This is a genomic window from Dysgonomonas sp. HGC4 (assembly GCF_001261715.1).
Lineage (GTDB): Bacteria > Bacteroidota > Bacteroidia > Bacteroidales > Dysgonomonadaceae > Dysgonomonas_A.
Window position 1 is genome coordinate 1 of record NZ_CVRU01000113.1, and the last position, 17,383, is coordinate 17,383.

The 17,383-nt window shown below is 35.6% G+C and carries 17 protein-coding genes, 1 tRNA gene and 1 pseudogene; 4 read left to right on the forward strand and 15 right to left on the reverse strand.

The window, feature by feature from the left end; translation table 11 throughout:
* Positions 1-7 precede the first annotated feature (7 nt).
* On the reverse strand, positions 8-667 hold the full coding sequence (locus HGC4_RS11815) for an alpha/beta fold hydrolase (RefSeq protein WP_199327669.1): 660 nt from the start codon (positions 665-667) through the stop codon (positions 8-10).
* Positions 668-1,209: 542 nt separating this feature from the next.
* Here HGC4_RS11815 and HGC4_RS11820 point away from each other — a divergent pair.
* Together HGC4_RS11820 and HGC4_RS11825 are read left to right on the forward strand one after the other, a co-directional pair.
* A complete protein-coding gene (locus tag HGC4_RS11820) occupies positions 1,210-1,917 on the forward strand; it encodes a DUF1062 domain-containing protein (protein ID WP_082204166.1) in 708 nt (235 codons plus the stop codon).
* Between the two features lie 80 nt (positions 1,918-1,997).
* Complete coding sequence (locus HGC4_RS11825) at positions 1,998-2,570, forward strand: 5'-methylthioadenosine/S-adenosylhomocysteine nucleosidase family protein (protein WP_050710361.1); 573 nt, start codon at positions 1,998-2,000, stop codon at positions 2,568-2,570.
* Between the two features lie 89 nt (positions 2,571-2,659).
* Here the strand turns inward: HGC4_RS11825 and HGC4_RS11830 are convergent, their stop codons facing one another.
* The 12 genes and pseudogenes from HGC4_RS11830 to HGC4_RS11885 all read right to left on the reverse strand — a co-directional run bounded on the left by HGC4_RS11830 (position 2,660) and on the right by HGC4_RS11885 (position 12,548).
* Positions 2,660-3,802 (reverse strand): NAD(P)-dependent alcohol dehydrogenase, encoded by a 1,143-nt coding sequence (locus tag HGC4_RS11830; protein WP_050710346.1) that lies wholly within the window; start codon positions 3,800-3,802, stop codon positions 2,660-2,662.
* Positions 3,803-3,837: 35 nt separating this feature from the next.
* Positions 3,838-4,416, reverse strand: a complete 579-nt coding sequence (locus HGC4_RS11835; RefSeq protein ID WP_050710347.1) for an NAD(P)H-binding protein — start codon at positions 4,414-4,416, stop codon at positions 3,838-3,840.
* A gap of 9 nt (positions 4,417-4,425) precedes the next feature.
* Positions 4,426-5,484 carry an NAD(P)-dependent alcohol dehydrogenase gene (locus HGC4_RS11840; RefSeq protein WP_050710348.1) on the reverse strand — a complete coding sequence of 353 codons (1,059 nt, stop codon included), beginning with the start codon at positions 5,482-5,484 and terminating at the stop codon, positions 4,426-4,428.
* A 19-nt stretch (positions 5,485-5,503) separates the two neighbouring features.
* Positions 5,504-5,866: a cyclophilin-like fold protein gene (locus HGC4_RS11845; protein WP_050710362.1), complete on the reverse strand. Its 363-nt coding sequence runs from the start codon at positions 5,864-5,866 to the stop codon at positions 5,504-5,506.
* A gap of 98 nt (positions 5,867-5,964) precedes the next feature.
* Entirely contained in the window at positions 5,965-6,525 is a 561-nt protein-coding gene (locus tag HGC4_RS11850) for a sugar O-acetyltransferase (RefSeq protein WP_050710349.1), read from the reverse strand.
* Between the two features lie 23 nt (positions 6,526-6,548).
* Positions 6,549-7,235, reverse strand: a pseudogene (locus HGC4_RS11855) (carboxymuconolactone decarboxylase family protein); the annotation flags it as partial.
* A 200-nt stretch (positions 7,236-7,435) separates the two neighbouring features.
* A complete protein-coding gene (locus HGC4_RS11860; protein ID WP_050710350.1) occupies positions 7,436-8,422 on the reverse strand; it encodes an aldo/keto reductase in 987 nt (328 codons plus the stop codon).
* A gap of 112 nt (positions 8,423-8,534) precedes the next feature.
* Complete coding sequence (locus HGC4_RS11865) at positions 8,535-9,386, reverse strand: aldo/keto reductase (protein WP_050710351.1); 852 nt, start codon at positions 9,384-9,386, stop codon at positions 8,535-8,537.
* Positions 9,387-9,388: 2 nt separating this feature from the next.
* Positions 9,389-9,868, reverse strand: a complete 480-nt coding sequence (locus tag HGC4_RS11870) for a cupin domain-containing protein (RefSeq protein WP_373419312.1) — start codon at positions 9,866-9,868, stop codon at positions 9,389-9,391.
* A 120-nt stretch (positions 9,869-9,988) separates the two neighbouring features.
* Complete coding sequence (locus HGC4_RS11875; RefSeq protein WP_255349834.1) at positions 9,989-10,699, reverse strand: dihydrofolate reductase family protein; 711 nt, start codon at positions 10,697-10,699, stop codon at positions 9,989-9,991.
* Between the two features lie 101 nt (positions 10,700-10,800).
* Positions 10,801-11,622: a helix-turn-helix domain-containing protein gene (locus tag HGC4_RS11880; RefSeq protein ID WP_373419313.1), complete on the reverse strand. Its 822-nt coding sequence runs from the start codon at positions 11,620-11,622 to the stop codon at positions 10,801-10,803.
* 104 nt (positions 11,623-11,726) lie between these two features.
* Positions 11,727-12,548 (reverse strand): helix-turn-helix domain-containing protein, encoded by an 822-nt coding sequence (locus tag HGC4_RS11885; RefSeq protein ID WP_050710355.1) that lies wholly within the window; start codon positions 12,546-12,548, stop codon positions 11,727-11,729.
* Positions 12,549-13,062: 514 nt separating this feature from the next.
* Here HGC4_RS11885 and HGC4_RS19280 point away from each other — a divergent pair.
* Positions 13,063-13,287: a cupin domain-containing protein gene (locus HGC4_RS19280; RefSeq protein ID WP_199327674.1), complete on the forward strand. Its 225-nt coding sequence runs from the start codon at positions 13,063-13,065 to the stop codon at positions 13,285-13,287.
* A gap of 120 nt (positions 13,288-13,407) precedes the next feature.
* On the opposite strand, the gene HGC4_RS11895 is transcribed toward HGC4_RS19280, so the two are convergent.
* Both HGC4_RS11895 and HGC4_RS11900 read right to left on the reverse strand, forming a co-directional pair.
* Positions 13,408-13,484 (reverse strand) — tRNA-Asp (locus HGC4_RS11895).
* A 238-nt stretch (positions 13,485-13,722) separates the two neighbouring features.
* A complete protein-coding gene (locus HGC4_RS11900) occupies positions 13,723-15,822 on the reverse strand; it encodes a dipeptidyl-peptidase Dpp5 (RefSeq protein WP_050710357.1) in 2,100 nt (699 codons plus the stop codon).
* A gap of 292 nt (positions 15,823-16,114) precedes the next feature.
* Here HGC4_RS11900 and HGC4_RS11905 point away from each other — a divergent pair, with 292 nt between their 5' ends.
* A complete protein-coding gene (locus HGC4_RS11905; protein WP_050710358.1) occupies positions 16,115-17,347 on the forward strand; it encodes a DUF4468 domain-containing protein in 1,233 nt (410 codons plus the stop codon).
* Positions 17,348-17,383: the final 36 nt, after the last annotated feature.

Genomic DNA, 17,383 nt, shown 5'->3' on the forward strand with positions numbered 1-17,383 from the left:
ATGTAAACTATTGAATAAATTCTATCAAATCAGGATATAAAATAGCTTCATTTATAATATAACTGCCATGGTCATGATTTTTTATAATTTTCAATTTCGCATTTGGCATTATCTTCACCATATCTTTGAAACCTTTCCGGTAAAACAATTCGTATTCTGCTGAAACAACTAATGTAGGAGTCTCTATATTTTTTAATTCTTCTAATTCTATATTTGGCTGCTCTAACATCATTTTGACTAAAGGGTCTTGAGTTTTCTCATATTCATCAACTAGAGATTTATATATATTCTTCTTAAAATCTGTTGGTTTTAGATTAACTCCGAGAAGTACCATCTTATAGAATAAATCACGATGCTTTATAGCCAATAATAAAGCAATAATTGCACCATCGCTGAAACCGACTATCGAGACCTTTTTCAGTTGTAGTTTTTCAATCAATTGAAAAATATCCTCAACCATTGCTTCATAAGTCCAGTCTTTGGTTTTAGTGCTGTCACCATGATTTCTACTATCCACAGCATATACGGTAAAATGAAGTTTCAACCTATCAACTAAAGGATCAAAAATATGAAGATCTTCTCCATTACCATGTAATAGGATAATAGGATCACCTTTACCTAATTTAGTATAATTCAGTGTAATATTATTGACATCTATATTCATCATAAAATAATTAAGGTTTCAAACCTTTATTGCTAGGGTAAGTATAACAACAGCCCTTAATCTTCTATACCTAGGATGGTTGGCGAGGCTTTAATTTCATTCATCTATTTATAAATCGCATTATAGCGATTATTCATAAGCAAGAAATAAAAGTAACTATATTTTTCAAGATTTTAGAGTCTAAGATCACAGACTTTTCTATTCTTGGCTGTAGAGGCGAACGCTATTCGCTCAAAAAGATAGTTCCACTCTTTATCCTTTAGCATGAATATCGTCAAAAGAAAATTTATATATTTGTACCCGAAATTATAAACATACGTGCTTTGAGAATAATTCTCTTATATATTACTGCTTAATATTAGCCTTTAATACCACAGGCTAATATATTTTTCATTTGGGTAATTCAGCTCAAATGAGTTTTTCATTATTAAAATTTATTATCAGTTTACGATATCCTTTTTGAAAGGCTATCGCTTAACTATTACCGAATCTTTTGACCGTTTCAATACGATGGGGCGATTGATTCATACATGCATCAAATGCAAATGGAAAATTCCGAAAAAGATATTAAGCAGACTAATTCAAAAGAATTAAAGACAAATAAAAAAGCAGTTAAAAATTTCACATGGGAAGTGAGACCAACAAGTACTCCCTTATTTAAGAGAAAATGCAGTAAATGTAGAAGTAGCAACCTTTATTATTGCAGCAATAAATTCAGGCTAAACTCTCAAAAAAAGAGCATTGATGTATGGCTGATTTACAGATGCGTAAAATGTGATAATACATGTAATATAACAATTCTTTCTCGAACAAAGCCCGAACTTATTGACAAAGAGTTGTTTCAAAAGTTCAGTATGAATGATGAAAATACAGCTTGGCAATATGCTTTCGATCCTGAAACGATAAGAAAGAATAGCATGGAACTTGATTACAGTAATATCGAGTATGAGATAATTCATGAAGACATTACGCTTGAAGATATATCGAATATGGAAGAAGAGTTAATTGATTTTGAAATAAAAGCCAATATAAATCTCAACCTGAAATTAACCTCAGTTATTAGAAGATGTTTCACCATTTCATTAAACCAATTAGAGAAACTGTTGAGTGCAGGTGTAATAACTATTCTACCCTTGGGATCTGTAAATAAATGTAAGGTTAAAGATGGAATTGTAGTTACAGTACATCGCGCGAGATTAAAAGCATACTTCGAAAAACAAAAGGATGAAGAGGCTTCAATCCCGAATGCATGAGGTTTTATCTTCTTAGTATTTTAATTTATACCTTTACTCCATATAAAAAAAGGAGTCGTATCTATATATACTTATTAGAAATGAAAGAAATTTTGATCACTTATGCTGTAAAAGATGAGTTTATGCCCATAACTCTCGAAGGCTATAAAATAAGATATGCTTTAACTGGAATTGGAAAAGCCAAAGCTGCAATGAAACTGACGGAGGCTATTTGCGAAAAGCGTCCTAATTTTGTATTGAATATGGGAACAGCAGGGACGCTAAACCATGCTATTGGAGATGTGTTTGTTTGTCGACGCTTTATTGACAGAGACTTTCAGTCTGTAAAACTTCCGGGAGTTGAGTTTGAAATAGACTTTAACTCCATACTTTCCGAAAACGGAATAGCTCTAGATTGGATATCCTCAAACGGACAAACAGGTGTATGCAACACTGGTGATAGCTTTGTTACGCAAGCCGAATTTATAGAGGGAGATGTTGTAGATATGGAAGCATTTGCTCAAGCGATTGTTTGCGAAGAATTTAATATTCCCTTTATTGCAGTTAAATACATTACAGATATTATAGGTCAAAACTCAGTAAAACATTGGGAAGACAAACTAGCTGATGCCCGTATAGGATTAGATGCTTGGTTTCGGAACAAAACTGTATAAAAGCTCCTTTTATCTGAATATAAAAAAGCCACAAAAAGCCACAAGAAATACACTTGTGGCTTTTACTGTTTTATGAATAAACTCAATTACTACAGCTTCGACATATCAATTACATATCTGAAACGTACTTCACCATCAGCTACCTTTTTATAGGCATCTGTAATTTGTGAAGGTTCAATTATTTCTACATATGGATAGATGTTATTTTTCACTGAGTAGTCGAGCATCTCTTGCGTTTCTCTGATACCTCCAATTTGTGAACCAAAAACCTTACGACGTCCTTGAAATACTAATGTAGCAAGATCAATACTCGGAACATCCTTAGTTGCGGGAAGACCTACTACTGCCAATTCTCCATCAATTTCCAACATATTGACATACATTTGAGGATCATATTTAGCAGGAATGGTACTGATTATCACATTAAACATACTCTTCATGCCTTCTAATTCCTTAGGATTGTTCACATTTACATATTTTGCTGCTCCCATATCCAAAGCCGCTTGTCTTTTATCTTCGGTAATATCAAATACGGTTACTTCTGCACCAAAAGCAATTGCATATTGTACAGCCATGTGTCCCAATCCTCCAAAACCTGCAACTCCAACTTTGTCTCCTTTTTTCACATGAGTATATTTGAGAGGCGAATAAGTTGTTATACCTGCACAAAGCAATGGAGCTACTTTCTCTAACTGAGCATTTTCAGGAATTTTGATCGCAAATTTTTCAGACACCACCATGTTGTTCGAATAACCACCTTGAGTCATCTCATTATCATGAAAAATATCCTTTGAGGCATACGTCAAAACACGTCCATTCTCGCAATATTGCTCTTCGCCTGCTTTACAATAATCACATACACCGCATGAGTTAACCATACAGCCTACGCCTGCATAGTCGCCCACTTTAAATTTAGTAACGCTTTTCCCTACTTCGGTTACCCGTCCCGCAATTTCATGTCCGGGGACCATTGGGTACGTTTCTTTTCGCCAATCTCCCTGTGCGTGATGCAAATCGCTATGACATATTCCAGAATAAAGAATCTCAATCAATACATCATTATCACCTACAGGATGTCTGTCAAAATTAAAAGGTACAAACACTGCATTCTCATCCATTATTGCCATTCCTTTACTCGGAACACGATCTCCATGCGAATGATTATGCTGGGCAGATAAAGTGACCGAAAATAAAATAGTGAATAGTAATGTGAAAATAAATTTCTGCTTCATAAATATTTATTTTAAGCTAAGTTTGTAAATCGAAATTAAGAGTTGGGCTTGTTTACCCCTAAATTCTCTCGAGCATACTTTTCTGGCGATTCCATAATTTTCGTAATTAAAGTCGCAAGGCTTTTACGTGAAATAACCGAACCTTTCTCTGGTTCGCCTTTTCTTGTTGTTTCATAATCTACTTCATTTGTAGTAGTAAACCATGTCGGACGTAATATCGTATAATCAAGCCCCGAAGCTTCAACCACATCTGCGGCTTTACGATAAGGAACTAAAACCGATTTTATCGGAGTATCATAAATCCCTATCGAGCTTATAAAGATGAGATGTTTACCACCCGTTTCTTTCATCGCTTTGACAATGTTCTTAGCCATATTTTCGAGATCTCCGGTCAGATTAGCATAAACAATATCTTGTCCTTTAGTAGCCTCTTTCAGTTTTTCGAGATCCATAACATCGCCCTCAACAATACGACATTTAGAAAGATCTTTATTCACCAGCTTCTTAGCATTGCGAAGGTATAGAGTCAAATTAAGATCTTTGTTATCTAATAACAAGTCTATTACGATTTGAGCAATACCACCACCCGCTCCTATTATCAATACGTTAGTCATTCTTCTGATTTATTTTTTCAAAGAAGCCATATCGATAACAAAACGGTATCTCACATCGCTCTTTAGCATTCTTTCATAAGCAGTATTGATATCCTGCATTTTAATAATTTCTATTTCGGATACAATATTATGCTTTCCACAGAAATCGAGCATCTCTTGAGTTTCGGCAATACCTCCGATAACAGAACCCGCAACCGATTTACGTCCCATAATCATAGGCACAGAATTTAACATCGGATTAAGATCTCCTAAATATCCCACGAGTACATGCGTTCCGTTGATGTTTAGTGTTGAGATATAAGGATTAATGTCATGGATATATGGAACAGTGTCGATAATTAAATCGAATTTACCTTTTACCGATTTCATTTGCTCTGCATCTGTAGAAATTACTACTGTATCTGCTCCAAGTTCTTTTGCATCCTGAGTTTTTTCGGGTGTTCTTGAGAATAAAGTAACTTCTGCTCCTAAGCCTTTAGCCAACTTAATTGCCATATGACCTAAACCTCCTAAACCTACAACTGCTACTTTACTATCTTTTCCTACATTCCAATGTCTAAGTGGAGACCATGTAGTGATTCCGGCACACAATAAGGGGGCAACAGCTGCTAAATTAAGATTAGCAGGAACTTTCAATACGAAATGCTCATCTACTACTACTTTCTCTGAATACCCACCGTAAGTTTGTAAATGTAGATGTTTGTCAGGGCTGTTATATGTTCCTGTAAAACCGTTCAAACAATATTGCTCTAAATCATGCTGACAGCTATCACACTCTCTACATGAATCAACCAAACAACCCACAGCTGCTAAATCACCAACTTTTAGCTTGGTAACTCCACTCCCTACTTTGGTTACTTTTCCTACAATTTCGTGTCCCGGAACTACAGGGTAAACACTTCCTCCCCAATCGTTACGAGCTGTATGTAAATCGGAATGGCAAACACCACAATACAGAATCTCTATTTCTATATCTTTTGGTGTTACTTCACGACGTTGAATATGTATTTCTTTTAAAGGTGCATCACTGGCTACTGTACCAAATGCTTTTGTGTTCTTTGCGTCCATAATTCTAATGTTTTTAAATTTATTCTTTTTCTTGTTTTATAATATCAATAGTAACTTTTACTGAATCCGACATGCTAAAAACTTCTACACCAGCATCAATTCTTGCGATGGGAATAAGACCTCTTGCATAATCTCTATTTTTATAAAATATTGCCAAACCATTCCATGGTGAATAATAAGTTACATCACCAATAGTAGGTTCGAAACCCAAAGGAGCATCTTTAGTTGATAAGCGTTTTGGAAGGTCGCTTACCTTTTCGGCTTGCACATAGTCGCTCAATGTTAGTGTTAATGGGAGCTGTGAAATAAAATCTCTAGTTGTCGGATTATTGACTAATGTAGCTGTAAGGATTTTTTCACCTATCGTTATCTTGAGTTTCATGTTTTCAAGTAAATTTTGATTATCATTCTCTGTCTCGCATAATACAAAACTGCAACTCATTGAAAATACCAGAAAGGTCAAAAGTATTTTCATCACTTTTAGCATTCTATTTCTCTGATAACCTTAGCAGGAACTCCCCCCACTATTGTATTCGGAGGAACATCTTTGCTAACAACAGCACCTGCTGCAACAATTGCATTCTCTCCGACAGTTACTCCTGGAAGAATTGTAGCTCCAGCACCTATCCATGCATAGCGCTTTATCACTATAGGCTTCGAATAAACATTTTGCCTCAATTGAGGGTTTTCCGAATGATTTTCTGTGATAAGATTAACTCGGGGCCCTATCAAGACATTGTCTTCAATTGTTATCCCTCCTCTATCCATAAATCCACATCCAAAATTTACAAATACATTTTTCCCAAAACGGGTGAACTGTCCAAAATCAGTGTAAAAGGGAAGCATCACGGTTGTAGATTCATCAATCTTTTCACCAATAAGTTCACTCAAAACAACACGTGTTTCATCAGGAGTATGATAGGATGAATTGAGTTCTCCCGTAATTTTAAATGCCCTCATTATAGCTGCATATACCTTTGGATAATCAGGATCATCTAGTCTGATTAATTCACCCTCTCTCATTCTTTCAAAAATATCCATATTAAATTAGATTTTCGATATTGTTATTCGGGTATCACTTCATTCAAACAACCTATTGCGTTTAAGGCTCTGGGATACCCTACATAGGGAATCAGTTGTGTAACTACACTCAACAAAGTTTCCTTATCATTTCCCACATTTACATTTCCTAAGATGTGCCCTTTCAATTGAGATTCGCATCCACCCAACGATAAAAGCATCGAAAAGGTTAAAAGCTCTCGCGTTTTAATATCAAGACCATCTCTAGTTACATAATCACCAAAGCAATTAGCCGATAAATATTTTTGGATATGAATTTGATTCTTAGGTGCATTATTATACATGTTGTTAATCCTTTCTTCTCCAAAAATTTCTTTTTGTAATGCCAACCCGTTCTCGTATCGTGTATCGCGTGTAGTGGTCGATTGCCCTTTTAAAGGTAACTCTACACCTCTTTCAGTTAATACTTCATTCGTAGCATGTATAAAATCGAGTACTTTAGAAATACCTACATACGGAACAGACTGGTAAAGAATCTCTTTGGCTTCGATAGGAGTTACCCCCACATTTAGTGCTCCACCAAGCATCATCTTATATTCACTAAGAGCTTGGCTGGCGATTGTGGATGCCAAAATTGCCATAACTCTTGTTTTGGTATCTAAGTTTCCATAACTAAGAATTTCATCAAAGGCAAAATTATCGAATACTTCAATTAATTCAGGATCGGTAATTTTCACCTTCGATACATAATTTGGAAACAACTCTTCATGATTCTTATGTGCAGTCTCTGTTATTACTGATTTCATGTTTTGAGCTTTCAATTGATTATCATAACTAAACAATAAAGTAGCTATAATGGTCAATAATATTACATTTGTCATCTTCATATTTATCACCTTAATGCGTTTACTGCTTTTTAGATATCTAAGGCTTAAAGTCCTGTTCTTTTTTCGAGTTCTTCGGGATAACGATCTCCTTTCAGATTAATTTTAGAACTAGCTTCGTTAATCATCTTCACATCCTCTAAAGTCAATTCTACATTATCTCCACCCAGGTTCTCTTGTAAACGATGCGGTTTTGTTGTACCAGGAATAGGTACAATCCATGATTTCTGAGCAAGTAACCAAGCTAATGCTATTTGAGCCGGAGTTGCATTTTTCTCATCTGCTATTTGTTTTATAAGATCAACAATAGCTTGATTAGCCTCAAGAGCCTCTTGTGTAAAACGAGGTAGTACGCTGCGAAAATCATTTCCTTCAAATTTTGAATTAGCATTAAAACTTCCGGTCAGATACCCTTTTCCTAGCGGGCTGAACGGTACAAAACCGACTTTAAGTTCTTCGAGTGTAGGTAGCAATTCTTCTTCTGGACGTCTCCACCAAAGAGAGTATTCGCTTTGAACAGCTGTAAGTGGCAGAACAGCATGTGCACGGCGAATTGTTTTTACGCCAGCTTCGGACAATCCCCAATGCTTTACTTTACCCTCTACTATTAAGTCTTTTACCGCTCCGGCAACATCTTCAATAGGCACAGAAGGATCTACACGATGTTGATAATACAAGTCTATCACTTCAGTTTTAAGACGCTTTAGCGATCCTTCAACGACTTGTTTAATATGCTCAGGGCGGCTATTTACTCCTGTTTCTTTTCCGTTTTCAATATTAAATCCAAATTTAGTCGCAATCACAACCTTATCACGGATGGGCTCTAGAGCTTCTCCAACCAATTCTTCATTGACGTATGGTCCATAAATTTCAGCTGTATCAAACAAAGTAACACCCTGATCGAATGCTTTGCGGATCAGAGCAATCATTTCATTTTTATCTTTTGCAGGTCCATAGCCATAGCTCATGCCCATACATCCCAATCCGATAGCAGAAACTTCGAGATTGGAACTTCCTAATATTCTTTTTTTCATTGTGTAAATCTTATTTGTTAAATGGTATAGTTCATGTCAGGTCTCAGACCTATTTTTGCTTTGGCAGGTATAAAATACAAAATTTGTTACTCTAGAAAAGCACACCTAATACCTAGATATCATGCTTTAATGTACTAAGCCATTTTACCATTTCGGGATCGCGATGAGAGAAGAAACAGCTTTCCTTTGTATCTAATACTGCTATTTTATCCATATCTGCCTGATGTAGTTCAAAATCGAAAATATTGAAATTTTCGATGATTCTTTCTTTACGCACCGACTTAGGAATTACTACTACATCTCTTTGTATCAACCAACGCAAAACTATCTGAGCTACTGATTTTTTATATTTTTGAGCAAGCGACATTAATACCTCATTCTTGAACATATTATTTCGTCCCTCAGCAAATGGAGCCCATGACTCGATCTGAACATTATTCTCCTTCATGATCCGAGAGCTTTCTATTTGCTGACAGAAAGGATTTGTTTCCACTTGATTAACAGCGGGAACTATCCTGTTATTCAGAATAAGGTCTACTAAACGATCGGGTTGAAAATTGCTTACACCAATTGCGCGAATTTTGCCTTCTTCATAAAGTTCTTCCATAGCACGCCATGAACCATATATATCTCCGAATGGTTGATGGATAAGATATAGATCCAGATAATCTAATTGCAATCTGGATAAAGACTTTTCGAATGCTTTCTTTGCATTTTCGTATCCCATATCCTGAATCCAAAGCTTTGTAGTAATAAACAATTCGTCTCTTGCAACCCCACTCCTTTTTATAGCATTACCAACTGCTTCCTCATTTAAATAAACAGCAGCTGTATCAATAGAACGGTATCCTCCCTCAATAGCATCATATACGCTTTGTTCACACTCTTTACTATCTTCTATTTGATAAACACCAAATCCTAAGATGGGCATTTCTACTCCATTATTCAATACAACATTTTTCATAATTACTTTTTTAAACTGTTATACTCCTCATCTGTTACAGGGGCTAGCCACACTGCCGGTCCTAGTCCGATTTTTGTACTGATTGCGATATGAGTAAATTCCGAATCGGGAGTTGCTCCATGCCAATGCACCACATTGGGTAGAATTTCAACTACATCACCCTTATTTAGTATTTGTATAGGTTTGCCTTTTTCCTGATAATAACCTGTACCATCAGTACAAAGTAATATCTGTCCTCCTGGATGCGAATGCCAACTATTACGCACTCCCGGCTCGAAGGTTACATTACCAATTGTCATATCAAAAGCTTCCTGATTGGTAACCAACATTTTAAGCAATGCTGTTCCACTAAAATTTTTATTTTCAAGCTTATCCCCTTTAGGGAAAATCATATCTGCTTTTAAATTATTGGATGTTTCCATATCGTTATTTGTTTTTGTGTTATTGTTGCACGAGGTAAATAGACTAGCAGTAAACGCCATTACTATTATAACGAACTGTTTCATTGTATTGTTGAGTTGAGTTATTAGATATTTCGCCTAAAAAACGAGAGTCCTGTAATAGCCTCATTCAAACCAAAGCTATTGTTTTTGAACATCTTATTAGTTCTTTACTATATAACGAAGCCACACGCCATTCCCTTTTAATTCCTCGACACTTTTAAGTGTAAATTCGGTAGGTATTCTCTCCGGCAAAGAATCTCCTCTTTCAAATAATGTCACCGTATCAGAAGAGCTGTCTGTAACTGGAGCTATAACAATACTCAACTCATCAATTAATCCTTCATTTAAAAAAGAGCCATTTATGTAGCCACCACCGGATAACATAAGAGTCTTAATACCGAAAAGTGCTTTTAATTTCTCCGAAGCCAATGTACAATCTAAACGATCATTTCCTGCAATAATATATGAGATGTTGAATTTTCGAAGAAATGCACGATAAGCATTTGATACTCCTTCTGTCAATACCTTAACTATATGTGCCGCCGGTCTGTCTGCATAATGCAGTGTATTTGATGTCCACCCTATTTTACCCGAAGCATCCACCGAAATGTAATACATATCTGCATCATCTATTGCAACATAATCGCCATCTGGCACCATGGGTGCATTATCATCCAAATCAGGAATGCGGTAAAATGTAAAGTTCTCATCTGTCGTAACACGTCCACATAACCATGCTTGAGGATTATATATTTCGTTTGTGCGCTCGTACTCTTCGTTCACATTACTTGCTGCTTCGGTTTCCAAAAACGGACCAGTAATCTTTCCATCTACAGATGTCATCATATGACAAATAATTTTAGGACGCATAATTCTTCTGTATTAAAATTTCACTATACAAAAGTAAGCCGGAAGCAATGTGAACTGTTTTTCCTTATGGCTCAAATAATTATTCTATAAAGCTCATTTTCTTATTTTGATGGTGAATATCCAAATTGCTTTTTAAAAGCTGTCGAAAAATGTGAGAAGTTTTTGAAGCCTACTTCCAGATACACATCTGAGACTTTCTTCTGTTCATTATTTAATTTATCCTGAGCAGCCTTAAGCCTTTTTTCCATCAACCATTTTTGAGGTGGTAAAGTGCTTACTTTTTTAAAATCTCTCTTAAATGAAGCCAGACTTCGACCTGTAAAATGAGCGATTTCTTCAATACTAAGGTCATACATATAGTTCTTATCCATAAAATCGAGTATATCTATTTTCCAAGGTTCGGTAAAATCAAAAAGGCAAGGGTAAAATTTATTCTCTATTTGTAGAAGAGAAAATACACCTTCCTGTAATTTGAGTTTCATTAATTCTTCAGCAGGTTTTACTGACGAGTCAAAATACGGTATCATCGATTGGAATAGGCTTGCTATTGCAACCGTTTGAGGAAGCTTTACCACACTTGGCTTACATTTCTCAACTTCTAACGGCAATTGCATTTTATCGATTGTCTGATAAAATTCGCGTAAGAAATTACGATTGAAAATCATAAAAATGCCACTGAATTGTTCCGAACCTTTTGGCTGCTTTGTCATAACTACACGGTTGTCTCTCCTCAGAAAAGCACATTCGCCTTTATGAACTTTAGTCTTCGTTTTCCCTTCCACCAATAGTAGTTCACCCGAATAAACATAGGCTAATGTATGGTTCTTTACCATGTGCCGACATATCTGCTCATCATTAAAATAATAGCTAAAAAACACATCGGAGTAATTAAATGTTATTGATTCGTTAATATTAAATTCCATCATCGAAAAGATTAAGTATCAAAGTTCAATGCAAATATAAAGACAGAGCCACAGAGAATGTTTTTCCCTGTGGCTCAAAGATAGTTTGCTATATGGCTCACTATTTATTGTGTTGGCGAATACCCAAACTGTTTTTTAAACGCTGATGAAAAGTGTGATAAATTTTTAAAACCTACTTCGAGATATACATCTGACACCTTTTTATTCTCATTCCGAATTTTATCATGTGCTACTTTCAGTCGTTTCTCCATTAACCATTTTAGGGGAGACAATGTACTTATTTTTTTAAAGTCTCTTTTGAAGGAAGCTAAACTTCGCCCTGTAAAATGAGCTATTTCTTCAATTGTAAGATCATACATATAATTTTCCTCCAAAAAATCGAGTATGTCTATTTTCCAAGGTTCGGTAAAATCAAAAAGAATAGGAAAGTACATCTCATCTATATTGAACAAGGAGTATACTCCTTCTTGCAATTTAAGCTTCATCAATTCATCAGCAGGTTTTACTGAGGAGTCGAAATAAGGCGTCATAGATTGAAACAAGCTTGCAATATCAGGTGTTTGGGGTAATTTAACAACACTAGGTAATTCTTTGGTCTTTGTATCTGGAAGGCGTTTCTTATCAAAACTCTGATAAAATTCGCGAAGAAAGTTACGATTGAAAATCATAAAGATGGCTTGGAAATGTTCTTCTCCTTTGGGTTGCTTTGTTAAACTCACCCGATTATCTCTACGTAGAAACACACACTCACCCACTCGAATTATAGTTTTCTTACTTTTTTGCTCCACTATTAACTCTCCTGAGTAAACATATACAAGCATATGATCTTTTACCATAGGTGTACATTTCCGGTCGTTATTGAACAGATAGCTAAAAAAAATATCGGAGTAACTAAAAGTCAGAGATTCATCGCGTTCGAATTCCATAAAGTATCTTTTTTACAAATGTAGTATTTTGTTTATTGGCTCAACAAGATTTAAATAATAAATGAAGAAGCCTTGTATGTGTGAAATAATGCATAGAATCAAGCAATATTTAAAATAATTTTTTCATTACATTATAAATTATACTCTATGGATTTTTTTCGACAAAATAGGTATAATGACTATTGGTAATATACTACGAATGCTAACAGATATAATAGTCGAAGACGCTTCGAAAAGATATCAACTTTATGGTATGGATTTTAATGCTACATAGTTTCCTATTTTCTTTCTTTTATCTGATGGAAATCCACGTACAATAACCAGAGTAGCAGAGGAAATTGGACATTCTCATCCCTCAATAAGTACAATAATACGGGTATACAAATGGAATTAACATTAATAATAAAACAATGAAATAACGCGAAATGTAGTAAAAGTTTGTGTTATTTATAAACAGTTCTTAGGTGTTGATTTCACAGTACTTTCCATTGGAAAAGATACAATAGTCACAAAAGTGTTTTATAAAAGCACAGACAATGTTACTCCACATAAGCATCTTAACGAACAAAACGGTTACGTTATTTCAGGTAAGTATAAATTGATCTCTGGAGAAAAAGAATATTTCTTATCTGAAGGAGATACTTATTCGATTCCAGCGAATACTGAATACTCATTGCAAATTATAAAAGCAGGAGAAGTTGTAGATGTGCTCTCTCCAATTAGACAGGACTATTTATAAAAAAGATACGCTAAAGCGAAAGATAAATAAAAGCTAGCAAACTGATTAGGGAATGCCAACAACGCAATAAGGCAAAAAAAAGCTAGATATCTTATTATTAAAGATATCTAGCTTTTTCTTTGGCGGTATGGACGGGACTCGAACCCGCGACCCCCTGCGTGACAGGCAGGTATTCTAACCAACTGAACTACCACACCATTTTTGTTTTACTCCATTTCAGAAGTGACATTTCCTCTGAAATGCGATGCAAAGATATGTCCGTTTTTTGTTTTCTCCAAACATTTACAACGTTTTTTTACAAAAAAAATCATTTCGCAATACAAACATTCATTATTCATTTCATTATCAGACATTATTCAGGAACAACAACCCTCAAGAAAAAATAATATCCCAAAGAATTCTTTGAGATATTATTTATATATGGCCTTTTAATCTTTAGTTTTTCAACCACTGATCAAACCAACGGAAGAACTCTCTCTGAAATAAAATTCCATTTTGAGGTTGAGCTATCCAATGACTTTCATCAGGAAATATCAACATACGAGTAGGAATTCCTCTCAACTTAGCTGCATTAAATGCCATCATTCCTTGTGAAGCTAGGATGCGGAAATCAAATTCACCATGAGTAATCATGATTGGAGTATCCCATTTTTCAATAAAACGATGAGGTGAGTTAGCATATGAACGTTGAGCAATAGAATTACTTCGATCCCAGAATGATCCTCCTAAATCCCAATTGGCAAACCACATCTCTTCTGTTTCCAAGTATTGAGCCTCCAGATTGAAGATACCTGCATGAGCTAAGAACGCTTTAAAACGCTTATTATGATTACCTGCTAACCAATATGCAGAGAACCCACCATAACTGGCACCAGTACATCCTAAATGATCTTTATCAACAAATGGCTCTTTAGCCAGCTCATCTATTGCTGAAAGGTAATCTTTCATGTTCTGACCACCATAATCTCCACTAATCTGCTCGTTCCACTCTTTGCCAAAGCTAGGAAGCCCACGACGATTAGGCGCAACTATAATATAACCATTAGCAGCCATCATTTGTAAATTCCAACGATATGACCAGAACTGACTTACTGTACTTTGAGGACCTCCTTGACAATAAAGCAATGTTGGATATTTTTTATTTGCATCAAAATTTGGTGGATATACTACCCATGTCAACATTTTCTTACCATCGGTAGTAGCAATCCATCTCTCCTCTACTTTACCCATTGTTATTTGGTCAAGTATTTCTTTATTCTCATGTGTTATTTGAGCAGCCTCTCCTGTTGAAGTATTCACCGAATAAATTTCATTTGGCTGAGACATAGAATGACGAAGAGCAATCAATTTATCACCTGCAATTGCGAAGGATTCGTAATCATGCACACCTTTAGTCAAAGCTTTTATCTCTTTTGTATGGATATAAGCTTGAAATATTTGAGTCTTAGCCTCAACGCATGACACAATATACATACTTTGATTATCCTTGCTCCAAACTGCAAAATCGGTATTATAATCAAAATCTTCAGTTACATATATTTTTTCGCCCGACGACAAATCCATTACAAACAATCTGTTCTTGTCCGATTCGTAACCGTCACGCTCCATACTTTGCCAAGCAACATACTTACCATCAGATGAAAACGTTGGGTTAATATCGTATCCCATCATCCCTTCGGTAATATTACGAGTCTCTTTAGTGTCGAGATTATAGAAATAAATATCCGAATTTGTTGATAAAGCGTATTCCAGCCCTTTTTTCTTACGGCAAGTATAAGCTACCGTTTTACTATCGGGACTCCAAGCAAGCTGTTCTATACCGCCCGAAGGAAGCATTGGCGATTCATAAGGTTCACCTTCTAAAAGATCAAGGTCGTTTACTAATTTTTCACCATCAAAGTCTGCAATAAAAGGATGCGGAACTTCTTCCACCCAAGCATCCCAATGCTTATACATCAAATCGTCAATGATACGCCCCGAAGCTTTAGGCAAATCAGGGTATTTATCAACCGCACGCTCTCCGTATTTTACATTTTTGATATAAAGCACCTTTTGCCCATTAGGAGAATAAGCAAAACCATTTACACCTCCATTTACATCACTAATCTGAATACGATCTGTTCCATCAGCATTCATTTCCCATATTTGAGATGACCCGCCTTCGCTACTCAAAAATGCAATTTTAGAACCATTCTTTACCCAAACCGCATTATTCTCGCTCTTTGGTGTTTTAGTAATCTGCTTATTATCTGTTCCATCCACATTCATGGTAAACAGTTCACGGTTAGTTTTATTCTGCTCAACGCTCACATACGTAACACCGTACAACACTTTGGCATTATCAGGAGAGACCTGCACATCACTCACACGCCCAAAGCTATACAGAGCTTCTGGAGTCATTACGCCATCTGTAATTTTTATTGCAGATTTTCCGATCAAAGGCACTTCGTTAGCATCTTCGGCTTTCTCTTTTCCAGAGCCACAAGCTAACATTCCGGCACTCAAAGCAATCGCCATAATAGATTTGTATTTCATTCGTTATATAGATTGATAATTTATTTCCAAATTTCGCCCTCAAAGTTATTCATTTTTACAATACTGTAAAAGCCTGACTTTGTTTAAGTTTTCTGCTTCCATTAATAATCTTTACATCATTAAAAGTCTTTTCGAAATGTCTACCCAAGTTTTTATCAGATTTTCCTATCTTTGAATAAAATACATCTTAGATGTTTAAGCCACATACATTTTATTGTAAGGCAATTCTATTTAGTATAATTCACTATAATAAAACAAGATAACAATAGAAATCTCACTTTATCTAAGTATCATGAACAAGCATATCTTATTTATACTCTTTGCAATAATCTCGTTGAGTACCTATGCACAAGTTGACTCTAAATACCTTAAAGGAGCAGTACCAGAGGTGGACGGAAAAGTAATATTCTCCAGAGCCATAAAAGTAAATAATAGTATATCGGACGAAAAAATATTCGATCTGATGAATAAATGGGCACAGGATAATTATTCTTCATCAACCAATTCAACACAACGAATATTATTATCAAACCCGGCGGATAAAACGATTGCTTGCAGAGGCGAAAAGGATATTATATTCAGTAAATCGGCTCTTTCACTTGATAAAACCGTAATAACATATCAACTTATTCTTAAGATTGAATCGGGCGAATGTCAGGCAACCGTAAAAAATATAAAATACGATTATTACGACAAAGGCAATAAAGATTATTATACTGCGGAAGAATTGATTAGTGACAAGGTGGCTCTTAATGGTCAGAAACTAAACAGATATTACGATAAATTCAGAACTCACACAGTAGATAGTATAAACGGAATATTTAATTCTATTGATGTATATTTAAATGGAGTAAAAAGACGAGAGGGAGCTGCAGAAACTGAAATTCAGAAAACAGTACCGATGACTGATTTAACAGAGCCCACACAATCTCAATCCAGACCGATGATTCCATTGGTAGCTAGCTCTCCTGCAGGCGAATCGGCACCGGCAACCAGTACAACATCGGGAGCTACACTTGCAGGATTTAGACAAATTTCGGCTGATAAAATACCCGGAAATATAATTAAACTACTCAACAATGCTACTCTGATAACTTCGGGATCGGGCGATGATGTAAATGTAATGGCTGCTTCGTGGGGTGGATTGGGTGTTTTCTGGGAAAAACCGGTGTCATTCTGCTTCTTGAATCCTCAACGTTATTCTATCTCAACGATGGATAAAGGAGAGACCTACACTATATCTTTCTACACTGAAGCCTATAATGATGCTATTCAATACTGTGGATCGACAAGCGGACGTAACGAGGATAAGATAAAAGGTTCGGGATTAACTCCAATCAAAACACCTTCGGGAGCAACAGCATTTGCCGAGGCGTGGATGATATTCGAGTGCAAAAAAATGATTGCACAACCTTTATCACAAGATGCAATAGCAGACACAACTTCAGATGCTGCTAAAAAATGGAATGGAAAAGCATTACACAAAATGTATATGGGAGAAATACTTAACGTTTGGATTAAATAAAAAGTAAAAATATAAATCAGAACGGGAGAAATTCAA

Coding starts and splice junctions, on each gene's coding strand:
- HGC4_RS11905 (WP_050710358.1), top strand. CDS start 16,115: ATGAACAAGCATATCTTATTTATACTCTTTGCAATAATCTCGTTGAGT.
- HGC4_RS11875 (WP_255349834.1), bottom strand. CDS start 10,699: ATGCGTCCTAAAATTATTTGTCATATGATGACATCTGTAGATGGAAAG.
- HGC4_RS11865 (WP_050710351.1), bottom strand. CDS start 9,386: ATGAAAAATGTTGTATTGAATAATGGAGTAGAAATGCCCATCTTAGGA.
- HGC4_RS11840 (WP_050710348.1), bottom strand. CDS start 5,484: ATGGACGCAAAGAACACAAAAGCATTTGGTACAGTAGCCAGTGATGCA.
- HGC4_RS11845 (WP_050710362.1), bottom strand. CDS start 5,866: ATGAAACTCAAGATAACGATAGGTGAAAAAATCCTTACAGCTACATTA.
- HGC4_RS11825 (WP_050710361.1), top strand. CDS start 1,998: ATGAAAGAAATTTTGATCACTTATGCTGTAAAAGATGAGTTTATGCCC.
- HGC4_RS11835 (WP_050710347.1), bottom strand. CDS start 4,416: ATGACTAACGTATTGATAATAGGAGCGGGTGGTGGTATTGCTCAAATC.
- HGC4_RS11815 (WP_199327669.1), bottom strand. CDS start 667: ATGATGAATATAGATGTCAATAATATTACACTGAATTATACTAAATTA.
- HGC4_RS11870 (WP_373419312.1), bottom strand. CDS start 9,868: ATGGCGTTTACTGCTAGTCTATTTACCTCGTGCAACAATAACACAAAA.
- HGC4_RS11900 (WP_050710357.1), bottom strand. CDS start 15,822: ATGAAATACAAATCTATTATGGCGATTGCTTTGAGTGCCGGAATGTTA.
- HGC4_RS11830 (WP_050710346.1), bottom strand. CDS start 3,802: ATGAAGCAGAAATTTATTTTCACATTACTATTCACTATTTTATTTTCG.
- HGC4_RS11885 (WP_050710355.1), bottom strand. CDS start 12,548: ATGGAATTCGAACGCGATGAATCTCTGACTTTTAGTTACTCCGATATT.
- HGC4_RS11850 (WP_050710349.1), bottom strand. CDS start 6,525: ATGGATATTTTTGAAAGAATGAGAGAGGGTGAATTAATCAGACTAGAT.
- HGC4_RS11860 (WP_050710350.1), bottom strand. CDS start 8,422: ATGAAAAAAAGAATATTAGGAAGTTCCAATCTCGAAGTTTCTGCTATC.
- HGC4_RS11880 (WP_373419313.1), bottom strand. CDS start 11,622: ATGGAATTTAATATTAACGAATCAATAACATTTAATTACTCCGATGTG.
- HGC4_RS11820 (WP_082204166.1), top strand. CDS start 1,210: ATGGAAAATTCCGAAAAAGATATTAAGCAGACTAATTCAAAAGAATTA.